This window comes from Arthrobacter sp. AQ5-05, assembly GCF_003287975.1.
Classification (GTDB): domain Bacteria; phylum Actinomycetota; class Actinomycetes; order Actinomycetales; family Micrococcaceae; genus Paeniglutamicibacter.
This window is the reverse complement of sequence record NZ_QMKQ01000007.1, coordinates 81,980-105,733: the sequence shown is the minus strand read 5'-3', so window position 1 is coordinate 105,733 and position 23,754 is coordinate 81,980. Positions and strand designations below refer to the sequence as shown.

Annotated in this window: 20 protein-coding genes; 17 read left to right on the top strand and 3 right to left on the bottom strand. The window is 67.6% G+C overall.

What is annotated here, in order from left to right; translation table 11 throughout:
• The 8 genes from DQ353_RS08950 (at position 1) to DQ353_RS08915 (ending at position 9,310) form a co-directional block, all read left to right on the top strand.
• Positions 1-756 (top strand): YebC/PmpR family DNA-binding transcriptional regulator, encoded by a 756-nt coding sequence (locus DQ353_RS08950; protein ID WP_113762409.1) that lies wholly within the window; start codon positions 1-3, stop codon positions 754-756.
• Positions 757-763: 7 nt separating this feature from the next.
• Positions 764-1,372, top strand: a complete 609-nt coding sequence (ruvC, locus tag DQ353_RS08945) for a crossover junction endodeoxyribonuclease RuvC (RefSeq protein ID WP_113762408.1) — start codon at positions 764-766, stop codon at positions 1,370-1,372.
• A gap of 150 nt (positions 1,373-1,522) precedes the next feature.
• A complete protein-coding gene (gene ruvA / locus DQ353_RS08940) occupies positions 1,523-2,140 on the top strand; it encodes a Holliday junction branch migration protein RuvA (protein WP_113762407.1) in 618 nt (205 codons plus the stop codon).
• A 9-nt stretch (positions 2,141-2,149) separates the two neighbouring features.
• Positions 2,150-3,208 carry a Holliday junction branch migration DNA helicase RuvB gene (ruvB, locus tag DQ353_RS08935; RefSeq protein ID WP_113762406.1) on the top strand — a complete coding sequence of 353 codons (1,059 nt, stop codon included), beginning with the start codon at positions 2,150-2,152 and terminating at the stop codon, positions 3,206-3,208.
• Between the two features lie 175 nt (positions 3,209-3,383).
• The gene (yajC, locus tag DQ353_RS08930) at positions 3,384-3,845 is read left to right on the top strand and encodes a preprotein translocase subunit YajC (protein ID WP_286166695.1); all 462 of its coding nucleotides are present in this window, start codon (positions 3,384-3,386) and stop codon (positions 3,843-3,845) included.
• 224 nt (positions 3,846-4,069) lie between these two features.
• Positions 4,070-5,803 (top strand): protein translocase subunit SecD, encoded by a 1,734-nt coding sequence (gene secD / locus DQ353_RS08925; RefSeq protein WP_113762405.1) that lies wholly within the window; start codon positions 4,070-4,072, stop codon positions 5,801-5,803.
• Positions 5,796-6,779 (top strand): protein translocase subunit SecF, encoded by a 984-nt coding sequence (secF, locus tag DQ353_RS08920; RefSeq protein WP_113762404.1) that lies wholly within the window; start codon positions 5,796-5,798, stop codon positions 6,777-6,779. Before secD ends, secF begins: the two co-directional genes overlap by 8 nt.
• A gap of 239 nt (positions 6,780-7,018) precedes the next feature.
• Positions 7,019-9,310: a RelA/SpoT family protein gene (locus DQ353_RS08915; RefSeq protein WP_113762403.1), complete on the top strand. Its 2,292-nt coding sequence runs from the start codon at positions 7,019-7,021 to the stop codon at positions 9,308-9,310.
• Between the two features lie 38 nt (positions 9,311-9,348).
• Here the strand turns inward: DQ353_RS08915 and DQ353_RS08910 are convergent, their stop codons facing one another.
• Together DQ353_RS08910 and DQ353_RS08905 are read right to left on the bottom strand one after the other, a co-directional pair.
• Positions 9,349-10,011, bottom strand: a complete 663-nt coding sequence (locus DQ353_RS08910; RefSeq protein WP_113762402.1) for a type IV toxin-antitoxin system AbiEi family antitoxin — start codon at positions 10,009-10,011, stop codon at positions 9,349-9,351.
• Positions 10,012-10,170: 159 nt separating this feature from the next.
• Complete coding sequence (locus DQ353_RS08905) at positions 10,171-11,817, bottom strand: DUF349 domain-containing protein (protein ID WP_502696391.1); 1,647 nt, start codon at positions 11,815-11,817, stop codon at positions 10,171-10,173.
• Positions 11,818-12,092: 275 nt separating this feature from the next.
• Between DQ353_RS08905 and hisS the strand changes: the two genes are divergently transcribed.
• From hisS to DQ353_RS08885, 4 genes are all read left to right on the top strand, one after another.
• On the top strand, positions 12,093-13,427 hold the full coding sequence (gene hisS / locus DQ353_RS08900) for a histidine--tRNA ligase (RefSeq protein WP_113762401.1): 1,335 nt from the start codon (positions 12,093-12,095) through the stop codon (positions 13,425-13,427).
• Positions 13,428-13,637: 210 nt separating this feature from the next.
• Positions 13,638-15,440: an aspartate--tRNA ligase gene (gene aspS / locus DQ353_RS08895; RefSeq protein ID WP_113762400.1), complete on the top strand. Its 1,803-nt coding sequence runs from the start codon at positions 13,638-13,640 to the stop codon at positions 15,438-15,440.
• Positions 15,441-15,936: 496 nt separating this feature from the next.
• Entirely contained in the window at positions 15,937-16,263 is a 327-nt protein-coding gene (locus DQ353_RS08890) for a PadR family transcriptional regulator (protein ID WP_113762399.1), read from the top strand.
• A 70-nt stretch (positions 16,264-16,333) separates the two neighbouring features.
• Positions 16,334-17,446: a hypothetical protein gene (locus tag DQ353_RS08885; RefSeq protein ID WP_113762398.1), complete on the top strand. Its 1,113-nt coding sequence runs from the start codon at positions 16,334-16,336 to the stop codon at positions 17,444-17,446.
• 29 nt (positions 17,447-17,475) lie between these two features.
• Here the strand turns inward: DQ353_RS08885 and dtd are convergent, their stop codons facing one another.
• Entirely contained in the window at positions 17,476-17,916 is a 441-nt protein-coding gene (gene dtd / locus DQ353_RS08880) for a D-aminoacyl-tRNA deacylase (protein WP_113762397.1), read from the bottom strand.
• A 216-nt stretch (positions 17,917-18,132) separates the two neighbouring features.
• On the opposite strand from dtd, the gene DQ353_RS08875 reads away from it, so the two are divergent.
• The 5 genes from DQ353_RS08875 to DQ353_RS08855 all read left to right on the top strand — a co-directional run bounded on the left by DQ353_RS08875 (position 18,133) and on the right by DQ353_RS08855 (position 23,739).
• On the top strand, positions 18,133-20,067 hold the full coding sequence (locus tag DQ353_RS08875) for an HNH endonuclease signature motif containing protein (protein WP_146755226.1): 1,935 nt from the start codon (positions 18,133-18,135) through the stop codon (positions 20,065-20,067).
• Positions 20,068-20,337: 270 nt separating this feature from the next.
• Positions 20,338-21,975 carry a replication-associated recombination protein A gene (locus DQ353_RS08870; protein WP_502696390.1) on the top strand — a complete coding sequence of 546 codons (1,638 nt, stop codon included), beginning with the start codon at positions 20,338-20,340 and terminating at the stop codon, positions 21,973-21,975.
• 240 nt (positions 21,976-22,215) lie between these two features.
• Complete coding sequence (gene rpsD, locus DQ353_RS08865; protein ID WP_113762395.1) at positions 22,216-22,842, top strand: 30S ribosomal protein S4; 627 nt, start codon at positions 22,216-22,218, stop codon at positions 22,840-22,842.
• A gap of 158 nt (positions 22,843-23,000) precedes the next feature.
• A complete protein-coding gene (locus DQ353_RS08860; RefSeq protein WP_113762394.1) occupies positions 23,001-23,372 on the top strand; it encodes a DUF948 domain-containing protein in 372 nt (123 codons plus the stop codon).
• Between the two features lie 133 nt (positions 23,373-23,505).
• Positions 23,506-23,739, top strand: coding sequence for a hypothetical protein (locus tag DQ353_RS08855; protein ID WP_113762393.1), 234 nt, complete (start codon positions 23,506-23,508; stop codon positions 23,737-23,739).
• The last annotated feature ends 15 nt before the right edge of the window (positions 23,740-23,754 follow it).

The following is a 23,754-nucleotide window of genomic DNA, read 5'->3' as shown; positions in this document are numbered from 1 at the left end:
ATGTCCGGCCACTCCAAATGGGCAACCACGAAACACAAGAAGGCAATCCTCGACAGCAGGCGCGCCAAGGCGTTCGCCAAGCTGATCAAGAACATCGAGGTTGCGGCGCGCGCAGGCGGCGCCGACCTGGCCGGAAACCCGGCCCTTGAGGTCGCTGTCTCCAAGGCCAAGAAGACTTCGGTGCCTAACGACAACATCGACCGCGCGGTCAAGCGCGGTGCCGGCCTGACCGGCGAGGTCATCGACTACACCGAGATCATTTACGAGGCGCGCGGACCGCAGGGCTCCGCCCTGCTGATCGAGTGCCTGACCGACAACAAGAACCGTGCGGCCTCCGAGGTGCGCCTGGGCATCACCCGAAACGGCGGCACCGTCGCGGACCCCGGTTCGGTCGCATACCTGTTCTCCCGCCGGGGAGTCGTCGGCCTGCCCAAGAAGGACCTGACCGAAGACGACCTGCTCATGGCGGTGCTGGATGCCGGGGCCGACGAGGTCAAGGAATCCGGGGACAGCTTCGAGATCCATTCGGACCCGACCGACCTGCGTGCGGTTGTTGCCGCTCTCGAGGAGGCCGGGATCGAGTACGAAACCGACGAAGTCGAATTCGTGCCCTCGATGCAGGTCCAGCTCGATGCAGCAGCGGCCCGCAAGTTCCTGAAGCTTGCCGACGCGCTCGAGGAGCTGGACGACGTGCAGAACGTCTATTCCAACGCGGACATCAGCGCCGAGGTCATGGCAGAACTCGAAGAGGACTAGCCACCACATGCCCTTGCGAGTGGTGGGCGTCGACCCGGGCCTGACCCGTTGCGGCCTGGCCGTGGTCGATGTCGAGCCCAACCGCCGGGCCACGCTCATCGATGTCTCGGTGGTGGGGACCCCGCCCGGGACCCCGCTGGACCAGCGACTGCTGGCCATCGCCGACGGCATCGATGCGTGGCTTGATGAGCACAAACCCGACGTTGTCGCCCTGGAACGGGTCTTCAGCCAACTGAACGTCAGCACGGTGATGGGCACCGCGCAGGCCTCGGGCGTGGTGATCGTTTCCGCTGCCCGCCGGAACATCCCGGTGGCGCTGCACACCCCCACCGAAGTCAAGGCCGCGGTGACGGGCTCGGGAACCGCCAACAAGCTGGCCGTGGGCAAGATGGTCGCCAAGATCCTGCGCCTGGACGCCCCGCCATCCCCGGCCGACGCCGCCGACGCCGCGGCGCTGGCCATCACCCACGGCTGGCGCGGCGCCGCATTTGGCGCCGCCGGTGCCGCCGCCTCGGCCTCCGCCCCGCGGCCCGCCGGCGGATCCTCGGGGTTGACGCCCGCCCAGCGCGCCTGGATCGCTGCCGAGGCCAAGGCCCGAGCGGTCAAGGCACGCTAGGGGCCGAAGGGAACCTGCCCCTGACGTCCTGAGCTGCCTGCATCCGCGGGTGCGGGCCAAGGAGCCTGTAAGCTGTTCGTAGATATATTCGTATGGCTTGCGTGTTTCGGGTACCACCGGCGCGGCCCGGCACCACGGAGGAACACCCCCATGATCAGTACGCTGCGAGGAGTGCCTCAACAGGTCAACCTGAACAACGCGGTCATCGAGGTCGGCGGCTTCGGCATGCTGGTCCAGGCAACCCCGCAGACGCTGTCCACCTTGCAGGTGGGCCGCGAAGCGCTCGTGCACACCTCCATGGTGGTGCGCGAGGACTCCATGACGCTTTTCTGCTTCGCCTCCGGGGACGAACGCGAAGTCTTCGAGGTCCTCACCGGGGTCTCGGGCATCGGGCCGCGCACCGGCCTGGCCATCCTTTCGGTGCACACCCCTGAGGAAGTCCGCATCGCCGCCAGCACCAAGGACACCAAGGCCTTCACCAAGGTCTCGGGCATCGGGCCCAAGGGAGCCCAGCGCATCGTGCTCGAGCTCAACGGAAAGCTTGTCCCCACCGGCGGACCGGTTCCAGCCGGAAGCCCCACGGCGCCCACCTGGGAACCCCAGGTCCTCGAGGCCCTCACCGGCCTGGGCTGGACCGAGAAGGACGCGAACAAGGCACTGGAAGCCCTGGCCAAGAACGACCCGGAAATCGTTGCCACCGGCAGCGTCCCGGAAATCCTGCGGGCGGTGCTGCGTTCCCTGGGGCGCGGGAACCGGCCCGGAAACTAGGAGTTCGACATGACAGAAACCGGCGAGCTGACCAACGCGGGACCCGAACCCGAGGAACGCGTGCTCGAAGCGGCGCTGCGCCCGAAGAACCTGGACGACTTCGTCGGACAGCACCGGGTGCGCCAACAGCTCTCACTGGTGCTCGAGGCCTCCAAGATCCGTGAGCGGACCGCCGACCACGTGCTGCTCTCGGGCCCTCCGGGCCTGGGCAAGACCACGCTGTCGATGATCATCGCCGCCGAAATGAACGCGCCGCTGCGCATCAGCTCCGGCCCGGCCATCCAGCACGCCGGGGACCTGGCCGCGATCCTCTCCTCCCTCACCGAGGGCGAGGTGCTCTTCCTGGACGAAATCCACCGGATGAGCCGCCCTGCCGAGGAAATGCTGTACATGGCCATGGAGGACTTCCGCGTCGACATCATCGTGGGCAAGGGCGCCGGTGCCACCGCCATCCCGCTGGAAATTCCCCCCTTCACGCTGGTCGGTGCCACCACCCGCGCCGGGCTGCTGCCGGGCCCGCTGCGCGACAGGTTCGGTTTCACCGGGCACCTGGAGTTCTACAGCGTGGAGGAACTCGAACTGGTGTTGCGTCGCTCGGCCATGATGCTCTCCCTGAAGGTCAACTCCGCGGCCTTCAGTGAAATTGCCTCGCGTTCGCGTGGCACCCCCCGCATCGCCAACCGGCTGCTGCGCCGCGTGCGCGACTGGGCACTGGTGCACCGGCTTGAAAGCATCGACGCGCGTGCAGCCTCCGCGGCCCTGGACATGTATGAGGTCGACGTCCGCGGACTGGACCGGCTGGACCGCGCGGTGCTGCACGCCCTGTGCACCAAGTTCGGCGGGGGACCGGTGGGCCTGTCAACCCTGGCCATTGCGGTGGGGGAGGAACCCGAGACCGTGGAGACCGTCGCCGAACCGTTCCTGGTCCGTGAGGGGCTGCTGGGGCGCACCCCGCGCGGCCGGATCGCCACCGCGGAGGCCTGGAACCACCTGGGGCTTCGCATGCCGGCCGATGCCATCTTCGCAGGCCGGTCCGGCCTTGGGGTTGACGACGAAGAAGCGGAATAGCCGGCAGGTCACCCACCTTGGCGGCACTCCGGCACATTCCAAGGACATTCGCAGGCCAAAACTGCGTTGTGGTCGGGGTTTGGACAGGATCTCCCTATAGTATGGATAGGCCCACCGGCTGCGCAATTGCGATTGTGCGCGCCGTTGACAATGACTTAGGAACAGGTATCCACACGTGACCGAATACGTTTTGGCCCAAGCCGCTTCCGGCGAAAAGGCCCCATTCGACCCGACCATGTTGATCATGCTCGCCGCCTTCGGCCTGCTGATCTTCATGATGATGCGTGGCCGCAAGAAGGCCGCGAAGGCACAGGAGCAGATCCGCTCCAACCTTGCCGTCGGCGCCGAGGTGATGACCCAGTTCGGTCTCTTTGGCACCATTGCGAGCATCGACACCGACGAAAACAAGATCGTCCTGGAGGTCTCCCCGGGCAGCTTCGTCACCGTCCACTCCCAGGTCGTTGCCAAGGTCGTGGCCCCGGAAGAGGCCGACGCACCGGTTCAGGTCCCCGACGACGCCTCGTCGCTGACCTCGGCCTCCGTCGAGAGCGCCGAAGAGGCCCCGGGATCGGAAAACGAAACCCCGGAAGAGACCTTGCGCCGCCTGAACAACGAGGACAACGGCCCCAAGGCCTAATCCGCTTGGCGCCTTCGGGCACACCAACCCAGCAGTGAACGGCAGCCGGATTTCCGCGGGCCACACAGACCCGCCGGTGAGCGATCCGGCTTTCGATTGACCTTCACCATGCGGCCCGGAGCAGCCCCAACCCCCACCCCGCAGGGGCCGGTTGCAGGCAGGCTCCGGGTTTTCCGCGGAATCTCCATCCCCCAGGGGCGATGGAACAACCAGAAAGCCTCACGATGTCATCTACTGGTCCGATCAAGCAGGCGCGCAAATCCCTGCTGTGGCTCGGCGTTATCTTCCTCATTTCGGCAGCCATCCTGATTACCGGCGTGCTGAGCGGGAAAGCAGCTTTTGCCCCCAAGCTTGCCCTCGACCTCGAGGGTGGCACCCAAATGATCTTGGCACCACGGGTGGCGGGCGGTGCTGCGGCAACGCAGGAGCAGCTGGACCAGGCCGTGGAAATCATTCGCCAGCGCGTGGACGGCACCGGTGTCTCGGAAGCCGAGATCACCACGCAGTCCGGCCGAAACGTCGTCGTCTCCATGCCCGGCATCCCCGATGCCCGCACCCGCGAGCTGATCCAGGCCTCGGCGAACATGGAGTTCCGCCCGGTCATCCTGGCCGGCCCGTACACGGCCGTTCCCAAGGAACAGCGTCTGGCCAAGGCCGATCTGCCCAAGCCGAGCGCCAAGCCCGAGAATGCCTCGGACATGAACTGGATCGACGCGGCCCTGTACCAGAAGTTCGAGGCCTACGACTGCCCGACGGAACTCGGACAGGGTGCCGAAGAACTCCACGACCCGGCCAAGCCGATGATCTCCTGCGAACCGGATACGGGCGCCAAATACATCCTGGGCCCGGTCGAGGTTCCGGGTTCCGACATCACCGATGCCTCCTTCGGGATGTCCCGCGGCCAGCAGGGCGCGGTCACCGGGCAGTGGGGCGTGACCCTGGAATTCAACGCGGACGGCAAGGCGAAGTTCGCCGAGGTCACCAAGCGAATCACCCCCATGCAAGGTTCGCAGAACCAGTTCGCGATCGTGCTTGACGGCACCGTGATCTCCGCACCGCGGTCCAACGCGGTGATCGCCGACGGGCGCGCCGAAATCACCGGCAGCTTCACCGAGCAATCGGCCAAAGCGCTGGCGGACCAGCTGAAGTTCGGTGCACTGCCGATCAGCTTCGAGATCCAGTCCGAGCAGCAGATTTCCGCAACCCTGGGTTCGGACCAGCTGCGCAGCGGATTGATCGCCGGGCTCATCGGCATGGGCCTGGTGGCGATCTACTCGATCTTCCAGTACCGCCTGCTGGGCCTGGTCACCATCGTCTCGCTGCTGGTTTCCGGCGTGCTGACCTACCTCGCGCTGGTGCTGCTGGGCTGGTCGATGAACTACCGGCTCTCGCTGGCAGGTGTTGCGGGCCTGATTGTGTCCATCGGCCTGATCGCCGACTCGTTCATCGTCTACTTCGAACGCATCCGTGACGAATTGCGCGACGGGCGCCCGCTGCACTCGGCCGTGGAAATCGGCTGGAAGCGCGCCAAGCGCACCATCCTGGCGTCCAAGGCCGTGAACATCCTTGCCGCCATCGTGCTGTACATCGTGGCCGTGGGCAACGTGCGGGGCTTCGCCTTCACCCTGGGGCTGACCGCGGTGGTCGACATCGTGGTGGTCTTCCTGCTCACCCACCCGACCCTGCAGCTGCTGGGCAAGACCAGGTTCTTCGGCGAGGGGCACCGGTTCTCCGGGCTCGATCCCTCGCTTCTCGGCGCGGTGCCGCTGTACCAGGGCGCGGGCAAGATCCGCAGCTTCAGCACCGAGGCGGAGGCCGCCCGCGGCAAGAAGAACGCCAAGGCGGCCAGCGAGGCCGAACGCCGGCAGACCATCGCCGAGCGACGCAAGGCCGCGGCCACCTCCGCGGCGCCCACCAAGTCGGACGAACGCGTGGATAAGGATTCATCAAATGGCTAGTCTCGCAACCTGGGGCAATGAGCTCTACACCGGCAAGCGGTCCTACCCGTTCACGGGCAAGCGCAAGCTGTGGCTGTCCATCTCCGCGGCCCTGGTCCTGCTCGCCCTCCTGGTCCCCGTCGTCAAGGGCGGGTTCAACCTCGGCATCGAGTTCCGCGGCGGATCCGAATTCACCATCTCCAAGGTCGAGCACGTCGATGTCCCCACCGGCGAGAAGACCGTGGTGGCGATCGCCCCGGACCACCACCCACGGGTCACCAACATCGCGCCGAACACCATGCGCGTTCAGACCGACAAGCTGACCGACGACCAGACGCTGTCGGTCGCCGAGGCACTGGCCACCGCGTACGGGGTGACCAAGTCCGAGGTCACCTCGACCTTCGTCGGACCGACCTGGGGCGCCGACGTCTCCAAGCAGGCACTGATCGGCCTGGTCGTGTTCGTGGTGCTGGTTTCGCTGCTGATGGCCGCATACTTCCGCACCTGGAAGATGTCGCTGGCGGCAATCATCGGGCTGCTGCAGGTCGTGATCGTCACCGCCGGGATCTACGCGCTGTCCGGCTTCGAGGTCACCCCCTCGGCGATCATCGGGTTCCTCACCATCCTGAGCTACTCGCTGTACGACACCGTGGTGGTCTTCGACAAGGTGCGCGAGAACACCGCCGGGTTCCAGGACCAGAACAAGCGGACCTTCGAGGAACTGGTGAACCTGGGCATCAACCAGACGCTGGTGCGTTCGATCAACACCTCGGTGGTGGCGGTGCTTCCGGTGGCCTCGATCCTGTTCATCGGTTCCTACCTGCTGGGTGCCGGAACGCTCAAGGACCTGTCGCTGGCATTGTTCATCGGCATCATCGTCTCGGCGCTGTCGACGCTGTTCGTCCAGGCTCCGCTGTACTCGCTGCTGCGCGACGGCGAAGCGGAGATCGAGCGGCACAACAAGAAGATCGCGGCGCACCGCCTGGCCAACGCCTAGGCATGTGCCGAAGCCCGGGGTATTTGCGGGCACGGCGACGGCGGGGACCCGGGTGTGAACTCCGGGTCCCCGCCGTCTGCCTTTGGGCACGAAGTGCTATAACCTTGCAAGAGGAACTTGGGCGTGGTGAAAGTCCCGGCGGTGCCTGGTCCCCTCGGGGCAGGTGCCGCGCTCCACGGCCACCCCAAACGGCGCGCCACGCGCCCACGCGACGGATCCCGATCGATAGGAGGCACCCGATGGCAGAGAACCACGGTGTCATGATGCCCGGGGCCCCGAATCCCGCACCCAAGCGCGGGACCATCTCCCGGCTGGTCCGCCTGGCCGGCCGCGGCTCCACCGCCCAGCCCCCGACCCTGGAACCGCTGCTGCGCACAGTGCGCGCGCAGAACCCCAAGGCCGACATCGACCTGCTGGCGCGCGCGTACGCGGTCGCCGAGCACCACCACGAGGGCCAGAAACGCAAGAGCGGGGACCCGTACATCACCCACCCGGTCGCCGTGGCCACCATCCTGGCCGAGATGGGCATGACCGGGGCGATCCTTGCCGCCGCGCTGCTGCACGACACCGTCGAGGACACCGACTATTCCCTGGAACAGCTCACCGCCGAGTTCGGGAGCGAGATCGCGAAGCTGGTCGACGGGGTCACCAAGCTGGACAAGGTCCAGTTCGGGGAGGCAGCGCAAGCCGAGACCGTGCGCAAGATGGTCATCGCGATGTCCAAGGACATCCGGGTGCTGCTGATCAAGCTGGCCGACCGCCTGCACAACGCCCGCACCTGGCGCTACGTCTCCCCGGAGTCCAGCGCCAAGAAGGCCCGCGAGACCCTGGAGATCTTCGCCCCGCTGGCCCACCGCCTGGGCATGAACACCGTCAAGTGGGAGCTCGAGGACCTCTCCTTCGCCGCCCTGCACCCCAAGGTCTACGAGGAGATCGTGCGGATGGTGGGGGAGCGCACCCCGGAGCGCGAGAAGTACCTGGCCACGGTGCGCTCCGCCATCTCCGAGGACATCACCGCCGCACGCCTCAAGGCCACCATCAGCGGCCGGCCCAAGCACTACTACTCGATCTACCAGAAGATGATCGTGCGCGGCAAGGACTTCGACGACATCCACGACCTGATGGGCGTGCGGGTCCTGGTTGACACCGTCAAGGACTGCTACGCGGTGCTGGGGCTCATGCATGCGCGCTGGACCCCGCTGCCGGGGCGCTTCAAGGACTACATCGCGCTGCCCAAGTTCAACCTGTACCAGTCGCTGCACACCACCGTGATCGGCCCCGGCGGCAAGCCGGTGGAGATCCAGATCCGCACCCACGACATGCACCAGCGCGCCGAGTACGGCGTGGCGGCGCACTTCAAGTACAAGCACGGCAACGGCGGGGACTCCCGCTCGGTCGAGGAACAGGACATGGACTGGCTGCGCAGCCTCATGGACTGGCAGAAGGAAACTTCCGACTCCAACGAGTTCCTGGATTCCCTGCGCTACGAGATCAACACCGCCGAGGTCTTCGTCTTCACCCCCAAGGGCCAGATCATGTCCCTGCCGGTGGGCTCCACCCCGGTGGACTTCGCCTACTCGGTGCACACCGACGTGGGGCACCGCACCATCGGCGCCCGGGTGAACGGCAAGCTGGTCCCGCTGAACTCGGAACTGCACCACGGCGACATGGTGGAGGTCTTCACCTCCAAGGCCGAGAACGCAGGCCCGTCACAGGACTGGGCCGGCTTCGTCAAGTCCGCGCGCGCGCGGAACAAGATCCGCCAGTGGTTCACCAAGGAACGCCGCGAGGAAGCCATTGAGAAGGGCAAGGAGCAGCTGACCAAGGCGCTGCGGAAGAACAACCTTCCGCTGCAAAAGCTCATGACCCACGACGTGCTCTCCGCCGTCGCCCAGGAGCTGCGCCACCACGACATCTCCGCGCTCTACGCCGCCGTCGGCGACGGACACACCTCCGCCCAGAACGTCATCGAGCACCTCACCGCGCTGGTCGGCGGGGAAAACGGCTCCGTCGCGGAGGTGCTGGAGGAAACCCCCATCTACGCGGTGCCCAGTCGGCCCGCCGACTCCGACGCCGGGGTCATCGTTCCGGGTGCCGGAGAGGTGCTGGCGAAGCTGGCACGCTGCTGCACCCCGGTGCCGCCGGACCCGATCCGCGGCTTTGTCACACGCGGCTCCGGCGTCTCGGTGCACCGCACCGACTGCGTGAACCTCAAGGAGCTCGAGCTGCAGCCCGACCGCCTGGTCGAGGTGCAGTGGGCGCCGACCAAGTCCAGTGTCTTCCTGGTGGAGATCCTGGTCGAGGCCCTTGACCGCAAGTCGCTGCTCTCGGACGTGACCCGGGTGCTCTCGGAGAACCACGTGAACATCCTGGCAGCGAGCGTGTCCACCTCCCGGGACCGGGTGGCCTTCTCCCGCTTTGCCTTCGAGATGGGCGACCCGAAGTACCTCAACCACGTGCTGAATTCCGTGCGGCGCATCGACGGGGTGTACGACGTGTACCGCACCTCCGGGGGAAACCGCCGCACCTAGGGCGGTTTCCCCCCTGCGGGGCGCAGCTGCGGCGGTGCTCAGGCCGCTGCGGGCAGGGGTGCCTCCATCAGCCGGGTGACCGCGCCCAGCGCCCGGCGCCGTCCGGGGCGGCGCACCTGCTCGTTGATCGAATCCAGCATCTGCCGGTACCCGCAGCGCAGGCGCGGCGAGGCGTCGATGGCCGCGAGCACCGGCAGCGATTCACGCCACTCGGAATTGAAGGCGATGTCCATCGCGGTGCGCAGCGGCGAGGTCACCGCCACGCCTCCCACGGTGCAGATCTGCTCTTCGTCAAGCACGCCCTCGCTAAGCCGCAGCAGCATCCGGGCCGTCGGGGCGCACGGCCGGTGGTAGCGCGGGACCACGATGTCCAGTTCGCGCGGCATCGGCGCACAGCCATACACCCATGCGGCGGTGCCCTTGCACAGGGCCCTGCCGGGCAGCAACTGTTCCCCGGCCACCGCGGCGGCCACCTGCGCCCGGGTCACCGGGTTTTCCGGATGCACGGCGGCGATGTAGGCCCCGGGCAGCACCTCCCGCAACGACCCGCGCAGCCGCAGCGCCTGCAGCTCGTTGAGCGTGAACGGCTCGTCGACCAGGACCACCCGCGGGCCCCCGCGGGCCCGGGGCGGAAACTGCGGTGTTGCGGCCGGCGCTGCGGGGATTGGGGCCGGATTGCGGCCAATGTCTGTGCTTTCCATCCCTCCACTCTCACAGGCCACGGTGCCCCAGCGGCAGGGGAGAGGCCCAAATTGTGGATAACTGCGCCCGCGCCCAACACCCAGCGCAGCAAAAAGCGCCGGGCGGTTGCGGTTCTTGCGAACCGCACCCGCCCGGCGCCCGTGCTGCCGTGCGACCTGTTACTGGAAGTCGGCCGAGGACTTCTGCAGGGTCTCGAGCCACAGGCGGCGGGCGTCCAGGGCTTCCTGGGCAGCCTTGATCTTGGACTCCACGCCCTTGGCCTTCGCCTTGGCCAGGTCGTCCTCGAGTCCGGCAATGGCGTCCTCGAGCTGGGTCAGCATCGAGTTCGACCGTGCCTTGGTCTCCGGGTTGGACCGGCGCCACTGGTCGTCTTCCGCCGAACGAACGGCATCCTCGACCTGGCGCAGCGAGGATTCCACGCGCTGCATGTCGGCGCGCGGAACCTTGCCCGCGGACTCCCAGCGGTCGCGGATCGAATCCAGCAGGCGCTTGGCCGTGGCCAGGTCCTTGATCGGCAACAGCGCCTTGGCCTCGAGAAGCAGCGCCTCCTTGACGATGAGGTTCGCGCCGAACTCCTCGTCGATGGCGGCGTTGGCAGAGGAGCGTGCCTCGAAGAACACGTCCTGGGCGGCGCGGAAGCGTGCCCACAGTGCGTCGTCGTCCTTGCGCGAGGCACGCTTGGAGGCCTTCCACTCGTCCATCAGGCGGCGGTATTCACCGGCCGTTGCTCCCCAGTCGGTGGACCGCGAGAGCTCCTCGGCACGGGCGATCAACGCTTCCTTGGCGCTCTTGGCCTCGGCATTGGTGGCATCCAGCTGCGAGAAGTAGGCGCGGCGGTGGCGGTCGAAGGTGGTCCGGGCCCCGCGGAAACGCTTCCAGAGCGAATCCTCGGTGGAACGGCCCAGGCGCACGCCCGACTTCTGTGCTGCCTTCCAGGCATCAAAGAGGTCGTTCATGCGGTTGGAGCCCTGCTTCCACTGCACGGTGGTCGGGTCCAACGCTGCAAGGGCCTCGGCCTCGGCGACGATGGCCTCGCGGGCGGCAAGCTCGGTGGCGCGCAGCTCCTCGCCGGCCTTGCGCTCGACGGCAACCAGTTCGGCGACGGCAGCGCGTGCGGACGCGATGCGGGCCTCAAGGGCCGGGATGTCGCCGACCATGGCGCGTTCGGCCACGGTTGCGGCCAGGTGGTCCAGGGTCTTGTTCATGTCCGAGCTCGGTGCCTTGGCCACAACGCGCTGCTCGAGCAGCATCAGGGAGGAGACGACCTCGTCGTGCTTGCGCACGAAGTAGGCCAGGGCCTCCTCGGCGGTGGCATCGGGGTACTGGCCCACCGGGTGCTCGGTGCCGTCGATGATGACAAACACGTGGCCGTCCTCGGAAACGCGGCTGATCTTCGCGGCTTCCTCCAGCGGGGTGGTGAAGGTCGGGGGAGCTGCAATCGGTGCGGCGGCCTTGGCGGCGTGCCTGCCGGTCGGGCGCGGTGCGCCGGGCGACGGGGCCATGGCGGCCGGGGTCGGCACTGCTGCCGGGCTCGGCACTGCGGCGGGAGTTGCTTCCTCGGCCTTGGCCTCGGTTGCCGCTGTTTCGGCGACCGGCGCCTCTTCGGCTGCGGGCGCTTCGGCCGAGGGTGCCTCGGTTGCCGCTTCGGCCGGCTGCTCGGTGGCTTCGGCGGCCTCGGTTACAGGTGCCGCGTCGGTTGCCGGCGCAACTGGCGCCTTAACCGGCGCCGGGGTGCCTTCGGTTTGCTGCTCCTCGGCCACTGCTGCTGGCTGGAGATTGTCGTCGGATTGCTGACTGGTGGTCACCGCTGAAACTCTTTCGCTAAGGATCGGCCCAGAGACTATGCGCTCAGGACACAACTGTCACCGCCACTTTACCCGCCATGGCCCGCCCACCGGTACTCTGCCGCCCCGATTCGGCGACGCATTCGCGTCGTTTCGCCCTCGGCGCACCGGCACGCCAGTAGACTTGGTTCCCTACGTGCCCGCTGGGCGCGGCACCCGCCTCTGGCGGGCCCGCCGCTGCCAGGGACGTGGCAACCACCATCGCTTTTCCCCTTTCATACAGGAGTACAGACTTCATGGCACGCAAGGCCTCACTATCCGGCTTCCCCGAATGGCTCCCGCAGGAGCGTGCGGTGGAGCAGCATGTACTGGACACGCTGCGTCGGATCTTCGAGCTGCATGGGTTCGCCAACATCGAGACCCGCGCCGTGGAAACCGTCGGGCAGCTGCTGCGCAAGGGCGAGATCGACAAGGAGGTCTACGGCCTTTCCCGCCTGGCAGCCGAGGAGTCGGCCAAGTCCGACCCGAACGCGCTGGCCCTGCACTTCGATCTGACCGTCCCCTTCGCCCGCTATGTGGTCGAAAACGCCGGGCACCTGCCCTTCCCGTTCCGGCGCTACCAGATGCAGAAGGTCTGGCGCGGCGAGCGCCCGCAGGACGGCCGCTTTCGCGAGTTCACGCAGGCCGACATCGACGTGGTGGGAGACGGCACGCTGCCCTTCCGCTACGACGTGGAACTCGCCCTGGTCATCGCCGAGGCCCTGACGGCCCTGCCGATCGGGGATTTCCGCCTGCGCGTGAACAACCGCAAGCTCGCCGAGGGCTTCTACCTTGGCCTGGGCCTGTCCGACACCGCCGGGGTGCTGCGCTCCATCGACAAGCTGGAAAAGATCGGCGCGGAAAAGGTCGCCGAACTGCTGCAGACCGAACTCGGCGCCACCGCCCAGCAGGCCGCGGCGGCCCTGGCCCTGGCGCAGATCTGCACCGACGACACCTCCTTCGTCGAGCAGGTGCGCGCCCTGGGCGTCACCCACCCGCTGATGGAGGAGGGCCTGGACGAGCTCGCCCAGGTCATCGAGGCCGCCGTGCGCCGCGCCCCGGGCAAGGTCGTCGCCGACCTGTCCATCGCCCGCGGCCTGGACTACTACACCGGCACCGTGTACGAGACCGTGCTGGTGGGCCACGAATCGCTGGGCTCGATCTGCTCCGGCGGACGCTACGAGTCGCTGGCATCCACCGGCAAGAAGAACTACCCGGGCGTTGGCCTGTCCATCGGCGTCACCCGGCTGGTTTCGCGGATGCTCGCCGAGGAATCGGCCACCGCCGCACGCACCGTGCCCTCCGCGGTGCTGGTGACCCTGGCCAACGACGACTCCTGGAACGAGGCGCAGGACGTCGCCGCCGCGCTGCGCGCCCGCGGCATCGCCTGCGAGGTCGCCGCCAAGGCGGAGAAGTTCGGCAAGCAGATCAAGTACGCGGACAAGCGCGGCATCCCCTTCGTCTGGTTCACTTCCGAGGACGGCACCCACGAGGTCAAGGACATCCGCAGCGGGGAGCAGGTTTCCGCGGACCCGGCCGGCTGGATGCCCGACGCAGCCGACCTCACAAACCGCGTCACCGCCGCCGGCTAACGGCCAAAACACGCCACCGGATCCCTTCCCGGCGCGCCCCGCACGTGAGTCAGGGCACAACCGCGGGGGTTCCGGTGCCGCGGGTGCACCGCTGCCGGTAAACTCGCACATAGATTCTTCCCTTTTCCGCACCGAAACCCCACGCGCCACCGGCGTCACACAGCCTTCGGGACACCCGCGGAAATTCGCACCTTTGTAGAAAGGAATGCAGTGCTACGCACTCATCAGCTCGGCACCTTGAACGCCGAGCACATCGGAGAAACCGTTACCCTCACCGGTTGGGTGGCACGCCGCCGCGACCACGGCGGGGTCGCCTTCCTTGACCTGCGCGACGCCTCGGGCTTCGCCCAGGTCGTGGTGCGCGAGGAAGAAGTCTTCCACCCGCTGCGCAACGAATTCGTCCTGCAGATCACCGGCAAGGTCGAACGCCGCCCCGAGGGCAACGAGAACCCCGCACTGGCCACCGGGCAGATCGAGGTCATCGCCGAGACCGTGGTGGTGCTGAACACCGCCGCGCCGCTGCCCTTCCAGATCGACGAGCACGTCGAGGTCGGCGAGGAGGCGCGCCTACGCCACCGCTACCTCGACTTGCGCCGCCCCACCCCGAACCGCAACATCCGCCTGCGCTCCGAGGCAAACCGCGTGGCCCGCAACCTGCTGCACGAGGACGGCTACTGCGAGATCGAGACCCCGACGCTGACCCGCTCCACCCCGGAGGGCGCCCGCGACTTCCTGGTTCCGGCACGTCTGGCACCGGGTTCCTGGTACGCGCTGCCGCAGTCCCCGCAGCTGTTCAAGCAGCTTTTGCAGGTCGGCGGGTTCGAGAAGTACTACCAGATCGCCCGCTGCTACCGCGACGAGGACTTCCGCGCCGACCGCCAGCCGGAATTCACCCAGCTGGACATCGAGGCGTCCTTCGTCGAGCAGGATGACATCATCGCCCTGGGCGAAGCCCTGGTGAAGGAATTGTGGAGGCTGATCGACGTCGAGATCCCCACGCCGATCGCCCGCATCACCTACCACGAGGCCATGGCCAAGTACGGTTCGGACAAGCCGGATATGCGCTTCGGCCTCGAGCTGACCGACATGACCGAGTTCTTCAAGGACACCGGCTTCGGTGTCTTCAAGGCCCCGCACGTCGGTGCCGTGGTCATGCCCGGAGGCGCCTCCCAGCCGCGCCGCACCCTGGATGGCTGGCAGGAATTCGCCAAGCAGCGCGGGCACAAGGGACTGGCGTACGTGCTCTACAAGGAGGACGGCGAGCTCGCCGGCCCGGTCGCCAAGAACCTGACCGATGCCGAGCGCGCCGGCCTGGCCGAGGCCACCGGAGCCAAGCCGGGCGACTGCATCTTCTTTGCCGCGGGTGCCAAGAGCGAGGCCCGTGCCCTGCTCGGTGCCGCCCGCGTGGAAATCGGCCACCGCACCGGCTTGATCAAGGACGGCGACTGGGCCTTCGTGTGGGTCGTCGACGCACCGATGTTCGAGCCCGCCGCCGCGGCGGTAGCCTCGGGCGACGTGGCCGTGGGCACCGGCGCATGGACCGCCGTGCACCACGCGTTCACCTCCCCGAAGCCCGAATTCATGGACACCTTCGACACGGATCCGGAAAATGCGCTGGCCTACGCCTACGACATCGTGTGCAACGGCAACGAAATCGGTGGCGGCTCGATCCGTATCCACCAGGCCGAGCTGCAGCAGCGCGTGTTCAAGATGATGGGCATCGACGAGGAAGCCGCCCAGGAGAAGTTCGGCTTCCTGCTCGAGGGCTTCAAGTACGGCGCCCCGCCGCACGGAGGCATCGCCTTCGGCTGGGACCGCGTGCTGCAGCTGCTCACCGGCTCGGACTCGATCCGCGACGTCATCGCCTTCCCGAAGACCGGCGGCGGCTTCGACCCGCTGACCAGTGCCCCGGCGCCGATCACCGCGCAGCAGCGCAAGGAAGCCGGAGTCGACTCGAAGCCCGAGCCCAAGAAGGCCGAGTCCAACGAGCCGGCCACTGCCGACGCGAAGTAGTTCCACCCACCGCCTTCGGGCGGTTTCATGGGGGCGTCCACCATTCCCGGTGGGCGCCCCCATGTGCATGTCCGGTGCCAAGTCCCATGTGCCGGCCCGAGGGGCCCCGCCCAAGTCTTGGTCCGGGGGAGCTGGGAGGGGACGCGCGCACCGGCGCCATCCTGCAACAGCCTTGCGTCCGCTGTGTCGCTGGCCCGCCCGCCGGGAACCGACCCAGGGCTGGGCCTGTCGGCAGGTAGGTCGCGGCCGCCGGGATTCGGGCGCGTGGCGTTGGCCACAAACCGATCGTAGAAAAACTTCGCCAAATGTGCACAACCTTGGTATTGTTTTATATCTAGATCGATTTTTGACTTAGTCCGGATTTTCGCGACGTGCGTTCCCCACGATACGCACCCTTCAGGGAAGGCCACGACATCACGACCCCAAACCAGCCGCACGGCGGCCACCCGACGTCCCGCCCGGGCCACCGGCGCCTCCCGGAAACGGGGGAGCGGCCATGCTAGGGGGCGGCAAGGAATTCCCCGGCACCTGGCAACGCGCGCTGCTGCCGCTGAGCCTGCTCGACGCGCTGGAGGCGGGCCCCAACCACGGCTACGCCCTCGGCCAGATCCTGGAGGCCCGCGGGTTCTCGCCCATCAAGGGCGCCACGCTCTACCCTGCCCTGGTCAAGCTTGAGGCCGCCGGGTACATGGAGAGCACCTGGGAGGACGGCGACGGGGCACCGGGGCGCAAGGTCTACACGCTCACCGGAACCGGCCGCGGCCACCTGGCATCCCAGCGCGAGCTCTGGGCCTTCTTCCAGGAAGCGGTGCTGCGCGCATGATCCGGCCAACCCGCCCGGGATCCACGACGGGATCCGGAAAAAACGCAGGAATCGACGATGGAGGACCGGCATGAGCGCAACGCACGGCAACGACACCGCTTGGGGCGCAGAGGTCGAGCTCTGGCCCGAATCCCAGCGCGACTGGGCCAACCTCGCAGCGGGAGCCATGTTCTTCGCCGATGCACCGGAGGCCGCCATCACCAAGGAGCTGGCGCTGGTGCGCGAGTCCATGGCCTCCAGCGGGCAAGGCGCCGAAGAGCTCTTCGGCGGCCCCGTCGACTACGGGCGTGGCGTGGGTCGGCGCAACCGCGCCGCGACCCAGGTGCTGGAAGGCGCCCTGCCCTTCCGCAATGCCGCCGGTGCATTCACGGCCCTGCTCGCCGGCCTGGGAATGCTGCTGGTGGTGCTCGGGATCTGGACCGGATTCGCCGACGGCTGGGGCGAAGACAGCTTCGCGGGCCCGGTCCTGCTGCTCTTCCCCTTGCTCTTCGTGCTCACGGCCATCGGGGTCTGGGGTTGGCTGCTGCGCACCCGCGGAAACCTGCGGGCGCCGTGGGCGATCTGGGCGGGAGTCCTGGCCGGGGTCGCCGGAACCATCGCGTTGATGGTGTTCCTGGGCGGTTTCGAGCCGGAGGGACCGCCCAACTGGGCGATGCCGATCGCTGGCCTGGTCCTCGGGGCCATCGGGTTCAAGCTGCCCCAGGGCAAGGACCGGGAGCTGGTCGACGATGCCGTCTGGGATGACGAGCGGTACTTCACCCGCGCCTCAAACCTGCTCCGCGGCCGCTACCTCTTCACCCGCGACCAAGCCGCGCGGGCCCTGGCCGAGGCCAGGGGACACCGCGCCCAATCCACCTCCGGGACCGCCTCGGAGGAGTTCGGCAACGTTGAGCTTTTTGCCGCGCAGCTTGCCGCGGCCGAACGCACGGTCCCCAAGCGCGGAATCCTGTTGCGCCGTGCCGGATTCAGCCTGATTGTTGCGTTTTTCGGGTTCACCATCGGTGCCGCCTACCTCGAGGGCCCGGTCACCGCCTGGCTTCTCATCCAGTCCGCGATGTGGCTTTGCCTGGCCGTCATGGTGGTGTTTTCCTGGCGCCCGACCCGGATCAATGCCGAAGCCACCGCGCGCCAGCACGAACGCCGCGCCGATGCCCGCACCCTGGCCGGCAACGACGAGGACTGATCGTTTGCCAACGGGTCGCCCGGCGAAACCTAGCCCGGCAGCTCGTCGGTGTCGACGATGAGCGTGTACGGACCCGAGTTCACCAGCGACAGCTCCATCATCGCCCCGAACACGCCCGACTCCACGTGCGCACCCAGCGCGCGCAGCTGCGCCATGAACTCCTCATATAGCGGCTCGCTCACCGCGCCCGGAGCCGCATTCGTCCATCCCGGCCGGCGCCCCTTGCGCACATCCCCGTAGAGCGTGAACTGGCTGACCACCAGCAGCGGGGCGGCCAGGTCCTCGCACGACTTCTCGCCCTCGAGCATCCGCAGCCGCCACACCTTCGCGGCCAGCTTCGCCGCCAGTGCCGGGGAGTCGCCATGGGTCACGCCCAGCAACACCACCAGGCCGGGCCCGTCGATCTTCCCGACGACCGATCCCTCGACCTCGACCGAGGCCCGGGAAACCACCTGCAACACTGCCTTCATGCATCCACCTTTGCTTCTTCACGTCTTTTGGTTCTTCACGTCAGGGCCCGCCACGGCGGCACCATGTGCCACCCGCTCGAGCACGGACGTATCGACTCTACCGATTCGCGCCCCCGTCCACCCATTTGAGACCGGCCTGGGGACACCCGCCCACTTCCCCGCACAATTGGCGCCTTTCGGAGGCGGAAGCACCCCCCAAGGCGCAGACTCGTGCACATGGGCACATCACTATCCGCGCCCCGGACAGGGCAGATGGGCACCGCGGAACTTGGCCAGCAACTGGCCGCCGCGGCTCTTGCCCTGTCCGCCGCCACCGGGCAGCTGGCCTTGGTGCCGCTGGATGCAGCCGCGGCCGCGGCCATGATGGGCCTGGTTGAGCGCAGCCACCGGGCCATCGCCTACGCCCAACTGCTCATCACCCGGCGAGCCGACGCGGCCGAGGTCCACCGGCTGGACCCGGTCACCGCCCAGCACATCGACCAACTCGTCGCGCAGCCCGGCCCGTTGGCCGACGGAACCGCGGGCATCCCAGCCGGGGAACTGCGCCAGGGCATGGCCCCGCATCGCAACACCCAGGCCTACATGCAGGCCCACTTGCACATTTCCACCAGCGAAGCCCGCCGACGGATCAACGGATCCAAGCTCTTGGTAGCCTCGCCCGCTGCGGGCAGCGACGAAGCACCACCGGCCCCCAGCTACCCGATCCTCGCCAAGGCGGCATCCGACGGAAGCGCGGACGTCGCCAACCTCGCCTCGATGGCAGGGCAGCTCGAGTCCATGCAGCCACGCATCAAGACCCGGCCCGACGCCGAAAACGTGAACACCGCCATCGAGGGCTCCCTGGCCCACGAAGCCAGGACCGGAGACCCGAAGACCTGCGGCCAGGCACTGCGTGACTGGGGCGGCTTCCTGGCCGAAAACGGCACACCCATCAGCGACGAGGAAATCCGTGCCCGGCGCGGATTGTTCTACCGCGGCTTCCGCGACGGCAGTGACGAGTACCTGCTGCGCTGCGACCCCGAGGACTCCGAGGTGCTCTTCTCCTTCTGCGAGGCTTGGACCAATCCACGCTCGACGAAGTCCCCACCGTTCTCCGCCTCCACCACCCATCGGCCCCCGTCCGGCGGGTTCCCGACCATGCCGAGCGTGCCGACCGGCCCCGTCGACGGCCAAGATCCGGCAGGCGATCCCCGGCCCGAAGCAGGCCAGGAGCAGTGTCCCGAGGAGCTGGATCCCGACACCAGCGACGGAACCCCGTCCAAGGTTCCCGCAAACCCGGACCCGGACCCGGCGACGGAAGCCCCGCCGAGCGCAGCCGCCGGTGAAGGCACCACAGGCGAAACCCGGCAGCCAGGGACCTTCTACCCTTCGCCCTCCGGAACTCCGACCTTTTCCCCGGCCGGGACCCCCGCCCCGGAATGGGCCACGCCAGCGGGTGCCAGTGGCTCACAAATTCCGCTCAGCGAGTTCGCCTGCGGCCTGCCTCCGGACGGTTCGGGCCTGGAACAGCTCACCAGCCAAGATCCACGCACCAGCCCCCAGATATTGCTCGATGCGCTGATCGCTGCATGTGCAGGGGCCATGAACGGAACCGACATCGCCGCATCCGGCGGGATGCGCGTGAAGATCGGTGTGCTGATCGGCTACCGCAGCCTGCTCGGGCAATGCGAGGAAGCCGGACTGACCGACCACAACCGGCCCATCTCAGCGGCCAACGTCCGGAGGCTCGCCTGCAACGGAGACATCCTGCCGGCGGTCATGGGAGACGAAGGCGCCGTCCTGGACCTGGGCCGCGAGCTCCGCGGCTTCACCAGGGCCCAGCGCCGGGCCATCGCCATCCGTGATCGCGGCTGCATCATCCCCGGGTGCAAGCATCCGGCGTCCATGTCCGAATGCCACCATGTGATTCCCTGGAGCGAAGGCGGCCCAACAAGCGTGGAAAATTCGGCAATGCTCTGTGAGTACCATCATTTGCAGGTGCATGCCGGGCTGATCAAACTCAGATCGATCAATGGCGTGCCGTACGTCGTTGAAATAGCCGGTCAGCCACACGGCGCACCGCAACGAAACCTTTACTGGCACCCCGAGCTGCGCACCGCAGGCTACCAAGCGCCGCTCTTCGAGGTGGCGCCAGGAACACGCCGTTGCTAGAACCAGCCCGCAGTCCCACACCAAGCTCCCGGGTGCTGTCTTCCCGCCGGCGGGGTCGCCCCCATGCCCCAACGGCTCGACACCACGACAGCACCCGGGCCACCATCATTCCGGCCGCGCTCCGATGACCCGACCCGCGGGTGAACCGCCGAGACACGGGCCCGCAGTACTGGCACGCCGAGACGGTGTCCGGGCGCGTCGGCGAAGCGGCAAACTACCGCGTCGGCAACACTGGAAGCAGGCACCCGGATGCTCAACTAGGCTGGGGGAGTGAACGATCTGCTCAGTGCCTTGGGTGACGACGAGGAAAACGACGAAGAACATGTGCGTCCGCGCGCACCCCTGGCCGTGCGCATGCGCCCCCGCTCGGTCGAGGAGCTCGTCGGCCAGCAACACCTGCTCAAGGCGGGGTCGCCGCTGCGGCAACTGGCCGGCATCGACGGGCCGGGCCCGTCCGGCCCCTCCAGCATCATCCTCTGGGGCCCTCCCGGCACCGGAAAGACAACCATCGCCCACGTGATCGCCCGGTCCCCGGGCCGCCGCTTCGTGGAGCTCAGCGCCATCACCGCCGGCGTCAAGGACGTCCGCCGCGTCATGGACCAGGCGCTCGAGGATCGCGACCTGCGCGGCTTCACCACCGTGCTCTTCCTCGACGAGATCCACCGCTTCAACAAGGCACAGCAGGACGCGCTGCTTCCCGGGGTGGAGAACCGCTGGGTCGTGCTGGTCGCCGCCACCACGGAAAACCCGTCCTTCTCGGTCGTCTCCCCGTTGCTTTCGCGCTCCCTGCTCCTGACGCTGCGTCCCCTGGAAGAGGGAGACATCGCCGCGCTGATCACCCGCGCCCTTGCCGACGTGCGCGGCTTCAACGACGAGCTGGTCCTGGACCCGGGCGCCCTGGACCACCTCGTACGGATGGCCGGGGGCGATGCCCGCCGCGCGCTGACGGCCCTGGAAGCGGCGGCAGGCGTGGCCTGGAGCGCCGCCGAGGCCCACGGACTGCTGGCCAAGCGCGCCAAATTGCTGCAGGCCGCCCGCACGGAAGACACAGCGGAAGTCCCTGCCGAGGACACGGTCGATATGCCGGCCCCGGCTCCACCCGAGGCCCGGTCCGACGAGGATCCCGCGGACGGAGAAGCCGCCGAACCCGCGGACGCAGTCCCACCTGCCGCGGCCCCGGACACCGGCGCAACCCAGGACAGCGATGCTGTCGATGACGACGCCGACGGCACCGGTGCGCTGACTCGCACCGGCCAGATCGTCATCACCATCGAGCACACCGAGCGCGCGATGGATGCCGCGGTCCAGCGCTACGACAAGGCAGGCGACCAGCACTACGACATCATCAGTGCCTTCATCAAGTCGGTCCGCGGTTCCGACGTGGACGCCGCACTGCATTACCTTGCCAAGATGCTGGAGGCCGGCGAGGACCCGCGCTTCATCGCCCGGCGCATCATGATCAGCGCCTCCGAAGACATCGGCATGGCCGATCCCACCGCACTGCAAACCGCCGTGGCCGCCGCCCAGGCGGTGCAGCTGATCGGCATGCCCGAAGCCCGGCTCATTCTGGGACACGCCGTGGTGCACCTGGCCACCGCGCCCAAATCCAACGCCGCCTACAACGCCATCAACGCCGCGGTGGCCGACGTCAGGGCCGGCCGCGGCAGGGGCGTGCCCAAGCACCTGCGCGACGCCCACTACGCCGGCGCCCAGCAGCTGGGCCACGGCAAGGGGTACATCTATTCGCACGATGCACCGCACTCGGTGGCCACCCAGCAGTACGCGCCGGACGACCTGCTGGGTGTGGACTACTACAAGCCCACCGCCAACGGCGCAGAGCGCGGGATCGGCGAACGCGTCGAACGCATTCGCGGCATCATCCGGGCCAAGGACCGCCGACGCCCGTAATCCGCCGCGAAGACGACGCATCCCACGTGGCAGGCCGCCACCGGGCGTGCACTTTGGGTTTGTGTGCGGTGGTAGGATTGATCCTTGGCTGGCAAGCTGCCCAACCGCAAACCGTCCGGAACCTCGGTTCCGGACGGTGCGCACCGTGGCAGTTGTAGTGACTAGGGATGCGGTTTCCCACAACTCTCCATCATGGAGGCCAGACCCAATAACAGCCGCTCACAAAAGATAAGGACACTCGTGGCTAACAACACTCGTGCCCGCCGCAAGGTTCGCCTCTCGCGAGCCCTCGGCCTTGCTCTGACCCCCAAAGCTGAAAAGTACATGGAGCGTCGTCCGTACGGTCCCGGCCAGCACGGCCGTGCCCGCAAGAAGCAGGACAGCGACTACGCAGTGCGTCTGCGCGAAAAGCAGCGTCTGCGCGCCCAGTACGGCATCCGCGAAGCACAGATGACCCGTGCCTTCGAGGAAGCCAAGCGCACCGCAGGCCAGACCGGTGAAAACCTGGTTGCCCTGCTGGAAATGCGTCTGGATGCCCTGGTTCTGCGTGCAGGCTTCGCCCGCACCATCGCCCAGGCCCGCCAGCTGGTTGTGCACCGCCACATCATGGTCAACGGTGCCCGCGTGGACCGTCCCTCTTTCCGCGTGTCCGAGGGTCAGCTGATCCACGTTCACGAGCGTAGCGAAAAGATGGGCCCGTTCCAGATCGCCGCTGCAGGCGCCCACCGCGATGTTCTCCCCGCCGTTCCGGCCTACCTGGACGTCAAGCTCGAGGCCCTTCAGGCCAAGCTCGTCCGCAAGCCGAAGCGCTCCGAGGTTCCCGTAACCTGCGAAGAGAACCTCGTCGTCGAGTACTACGCACGCTAAATTCACCGGGTTCACACCCAACGAATGCAGTTTGCAACACGAAGCCCGTGGCCCTGCGCCGCGGGCTTCGTGTTATCCAAGACGTTTCGGTTCCGTGCTACCGCCAACCATTCGGTAAGGTGGAAAAGCACACGTCACCAACGGTAGAGGAAAAGCACATGACAGGGTCGGATATCGCCGGACTGATTGCGGCAGGCGTCTTCGCCGTACTGGTGGCCTTGCTCGCCATCCCCATCTGGAAGCTCGGAAAGGTGTTCGACGAGCTGCGCGCCGCCGTGCGGGAAGTGTCCGACGGCACCACCCCGTTGCTTTCCGAGGTCACCAACACCGTGGCCACCACCAATGACCAGCTGCGCAAGGTCGATGGCATCACCTCGCACGTCTCCGATGCGTCCGCCAACATCAGCGCGCTGTCCTCGTTGACCGCGGCCACCGTCGGCCGTCCCTTGATCAAGGTCGCCGCCTTCTCCGCCGGGGTCCGTTCGGCCCTTGGCACCAGGCCGACCGGCAAGGGCCGACGCTCGCGCTGACCAGCACCGAGGCATCACCGCGCCTGCCGCCCCGGAACCATCCACCCGTTCACATCGGGCAGCGGAGCCGGCCGGCAACCGTCAAATGCCGTGCAGCGCACGATCCACCATCCACGAAACGAGGAAACCGCAGATGAAGAAACTATTCTGGGTCGGCATCGGTATCGGCGTAGGCGTCCTGGCCGCCCGCAAGCTTTCCGCAGCCAGGGACCTTGCCAGCGCGGACGGACTGAACCGCACCGTGGGACGCATGAGCGATTCGCTGCACGAAGTGGCCGAGGCCTTCCGCACCGGCATGAATGAACGCGAAACGGAATTGCGCCAGGCCCTGGGCCTGGATGAAACAACCGGCGCAAGCCACCACTAAACTTATTGTCGTGGA